The following is a 3882-nucleotide window of genomic DNA, read 5'->3' on the forward strand; positions in this document are numbered from 1 at the left end:
GGCATGGAAAGTGCTTGACCGCTGTCAATAAAAGTTGGGGAGTCATTCAAAATGAATAAGCTAATTGGCGCTGGGTGCCTGCTGGGGACGCTGTTTGCTGCGCAAAGTGCGTACGCCGGCGGTATCAGTGATGTGGGTGTGAACGGCTATTGGGGCGCGGACGACCATGGCAAGGGCGATGTGATCGGCGCCAGCACCTACGACATTCAGGGGGCGAACATCACCCGGGTCGGCAGCATCCTGACCATCACCATCCAGACCAGTTTTGCCGGGCACGCGGGCATGGACACCTGGGCCGCTCCCAAGGGCATCGGCTATGGCGACGTGTTCCTGTCCCAGCTCTGGAATCCGTACGGCACCGATTCGCACCACCTCAGCGACGACTCGACCAACGGCACGACCTGGAAATACGCTTTCAGCCTGGGCGACCGCTGGAGCAACACCGGCGGCAGCTTCGAGCTGTATCAGCTGAAAGGCAACAGCAACGCCAAGGACATCAAGACCTCCGATTCCTACATCACCTGCACCAGCTGCGACTACCGCGATGACCAGGCGGTCGGCGTGAATCTCAGCTCGACGACTGCCAAGGACACTGGCCTGTCGGGCAAATGGACCGTGCTGGCCGATAAGTCCCTGACCTTCACCATCGACATCTCGAAGAACATGGACCTCATGAGCTACACCAGCTTCGCGATGCACTGGGGTGAAACCTGCCAGAACGACGTCATCGAAGGCGTCACTCGCGTTGTGCCGGTTCCTGGCGGCTTGCCGTTGATGGCGATTGGCCTGGGCGCACTGATTACGCTCCGCAAGCGCGAAAAAAAAGCCGCCGCAGCACGGGGCTGAGGCGGCAAAGGAACCATCCGGTTCCTGCGCACATTACTGAGCGGTGAGGCTCACGTCGTCGACGACGAAGGAGGTAGCGACCGTCGAGCCCTCAATGCCTTCAAAGTAAATGCGGATGGTTTGTCCCTTGTAGGCGCTGACGTCGAAGCTGCGCTGCACATAGCTCGTTCCCTTGTTCAGGTTGGAGTAGGTGGCCAGCGTCGACAGCACGGCGCCGCTGCTGCTGCGCACTTGCACTTTCAGCGTGTCATAAGCCTGGGTGGTGGTGGTTTCATCCGACACGATCTTCAGCCAGAAATTCAGTGTGGCCGTGGTGGCGGTCGATGGAATCGTCAGCTGCTGGTAGACCGAATCCGTATGCGCCGAGCCATAGCCGTTCAGCCACGCCTTGTAGCTGCCGCCGTGCGCCGCCATGCCGCTGTCGTTGCTAATGACGCCGCTGGTGGCAGTCCACGAAGCCGAACCTGATTCAAATCCGCCATTCACGATCAACTGCTGCGAGGTGGCGTTGTTGACGCTGAAGTTTACGCCAGCGGAGGTGCTGCTGTTGTTGGCCGCGTCGTAAGCCTTGGCGGTCAGCGTGTGCGAGCCATTGCTCAAGCCAGTGGAGTTGAAGCTCAGGGTCCACGGTGCGGCAGTGGCGCTGCCTTTCAGTGCGCCGTCGACGTAGAACTCGACCTTGCTCACGCCCACATTGTCGCTGGCCGTGGCGTTGAACGTGATGTTGCCGCTGCTGCCGGTTTCGCTGGCGCTGACGGTTGGCGGGGTGGTATCCGAACCGCCGCCCGCCTGCTGGGTCACCCACACCGGCGCCGACCACAGGATGTCGCCATTGTCCTGGGTGATTTTGGCGTAGTAGAAGTGCTCGCCGTTGGCGGGTGTGATGGTGGTGACGGCGGCGGACGACAGCTGCGTCACGGTGCCGTTACGGCCCGGTACACCTTCCCAGATCTGCACGGTCGACGCGGTGCGCCCGCTGCTATTGGCGAAGTTGGCGGTCAGCTGCAGCGAACCGCTGTTGGTGAAGCGCTCGCCCATCAGGTGGCCATTGGCCGTCAGCACCAGCTGCGAAGTCTTGTCCATGGTTGCGAACACACGTCGCGCGCGGATCGCGTCCAGCATCGAAGTCGTGCTGAGCGGCGTGCCATTGGGGATCAGCACTGCCGTACGATTGGTGTAGGAAGCGCCCCAGTTTGCGCAGTGGTTGTCCTGGTCGGTGCTGAAGGCGACGTGGAAACCGGCTTCCAGCGCTTTCTTGCAGGCGCCTTCGTAATTGCTGCGGCTCGTTTCCGTTTCGGTGGTATTGGTGGAGAAGGCCGAGGTGTTCATCACTTCGCACATCGCCATGGCCTGATCGCCGTCGGCCGTGTAACCGAGCGGCACGCCGTTGACCAGGAACTGGCCTGAGGTTTCAGGGTGATTGAACTGGCCGATCCAGCCGCGCTGGCGCATCAGCGTGTACAGGCTGGCGTAATCGCTCTTTGCGGTTTCGGTGTCGGCCAGCAGCTGGCCGCTGGCGTTCTTCTCCCAACCCAGCAACTCGCTGGAGTTGAAGATGTTCATGTGGCCACCGTTGCTGATCACGCCCCATTCCATGCCGTAGATGGCCAGGAAGTTCGGGTTCGCGCTGTTGAAGCTTGCGGCAGCGGACAGGCCGGACTGGTACAGCGCCTTGGCCGTCGCCGGATTCGCCGAAGTATTGGTGGAATCCGAACCGTCGTACATATGATTGTGCTCGGACGCCATCAGGAAATCGAGGCCGCGCGCCTTGGCGTAGTTGAAGGCATCGGTCGGGCTGTAGGCGCCGGACTGCGGATTCTGCGCGCCCACGCAGGACGACAGCTCGCCGCCGCCGTCGCTGTGATTGGTCTGACTGTGCAGATTGCCGTAGTAGACGGTGTAGGGCAGGGATGCGGTGGCCGGTGCGGCCGCCATACGCACGCCCGCTGCCGCTTCGGCCGACGCGGCGCCGACGCTGGCATCGGTGCTTGCCGCGCTTGCCGCTGTAGCGGTGCGGCTGCTGGCGACGACTTCGGCGGCGGCTGCGCCAGCGCTCGCGCCGGCGGCGGTGGTGCGCAGCGCGCGGAACGGCGGCGTGGCGGCGCTTGGCGTGCCGCCTACCGCAATTTCCCATTCCTGATCGAGCACCTCATCAGCCGCGTCGCGCGGGCCGGTTGCATCGATGGTGAGCGCATGCAGGCGCACTGTATAGATACCGTCCGCCAGACCCGCTGCAGGGTCGCGGCCCGCCCAATCCACCTTCACGCTGACCGGCTCGCGGAACAGCGTCTCGGTGCCTTTCCATTGCGCTGCGACTTTACCGCCGGGGGCCACCAGATCCAGCGTCCAACGCACGTTCTGCGCGCGGCGCACGTGCGGATACGAGAACTCCATGGTGAAGCTGCGTGCGTCCGTGCCGGCAACGGCGGCCTGCCACGGTGCGTGCAGGCTTGCTTCAAACTCCATGTGGTCGGCGGGCGATGCGTGGGCTGCGAGCGAAGTGCTCAATGCGGCGAGGACAAGCAGACTGCATGTGCGGCGTCGGATCATTGGATTCCCCCAGTGGCGGTTTAAGGTGGCGCCACTATGCAATAGCTAGTTGAGGGCTACAAATACGCAAATCCTTTTGTATTAAGACGCCAGGCTTATAAACCGGTTGGATTTGTCCAATTTTGAAAATTCAGTGCAGCGTTTGTCTCATTTGAGACAGGGGCGCAGAAAAATGAACACTTGCGTCACGCAGATGTCATACGGCGTTGTGGTGTTTATGCCGCAGGCTTGCCGATGGCTAGTTTATTGTCGACAAGTCGGGAATCCGGGATACTGATGCGGCAACGCAGCAAGCCCTCGTGAGACACTTTCATCATCTTCAGGATTGCCATGAACCGCTTCGAACATATCACCTATTACGGCGAGCTTGCCCAGCAAGGCGCCGTTCCGCGCGGCGAACTGCCTGCGGACTTCACGATGAATTCCCCGGTCGGCATCGCGCGCGACAACTTCGGCCGGGTCTGGGTCTGCGACACGGGCAATAGC

3 protein-coding genes are annotated in these 3882 nt (G+C 61.8%); 2 read left to right on the forward strand and 1 reads right to left on the reverse strand.

The window, feature by feature from the left end:
- Nucleotides 1–51: 51 nt before the first annotated feature.
- Nucleotides 52–846, forward strand: a complete 795-nt coding sequence (locus tag AB4Z11_RS25970; RefSeq protein WP_442028712.1) for a VPLPA-CTERM sorting domain-containing protein — start codon at nt 52–54, stop codon at nt 844–846.
- Nucleotides 847–879: 33 nt separating this feature from the next.
- On the opposite strand, the gene AB4Z11_RS25975 is transcribed toward AB4Z11_RS25970, so the two are convergent.
- Nucleotides 880–3396: a CehA/McbA family metallohydrolase gene (locus AB4Z11_RS25975; protein WP_442028713.1), complete on the reverse strand. Its 2517-nt coding sequence runs from the start codon at nt 3394–3396 to the stop codon at nt 880–882.
- A gap of 417 nt (nt 3397–3813) precedes the next feature.
- Here AB4Z11_RS25975 and AB4Z11_RS25980 point away from each other — a divergent pair.
- Nucleotides 3814–3882: hypothetical protein (locus tag AB4Z11_RS25980; protein ID WP_442028715.1), on the forward strand; the 69-nt coding region annotated here is incomplete at its 3' end.

The sequence above is a fragment of the Pseudoduganella sp. RAF53_2 genome (assembly GCF_052113985.1).
In the GTDB taxonomy this organism is placed as follows: Bacteria; Pseudomonadota; Gammaproteobacteria; order Burkholderiales; family Burkholderiaceae_D; genus Rugamonas.

Excerpts from the sequence above, each read along its gene's own strand:
- AB4Z11_RS25970 (WP_442028712.1), top strand. The coding sequence starts at position 52 with ATGAATAAGCTAATTGGCGCTGGGTGCCTGCTGGGGACGCTGTTTGCT.
- AB4Z11_RS25975 (WP_442028713.1), bottom strand. The coding sequence starts at position 3,396 with ATGATCCGACGCCGCACATGCAGTCTGCTTGTCCTCGCCGCATTGAGC.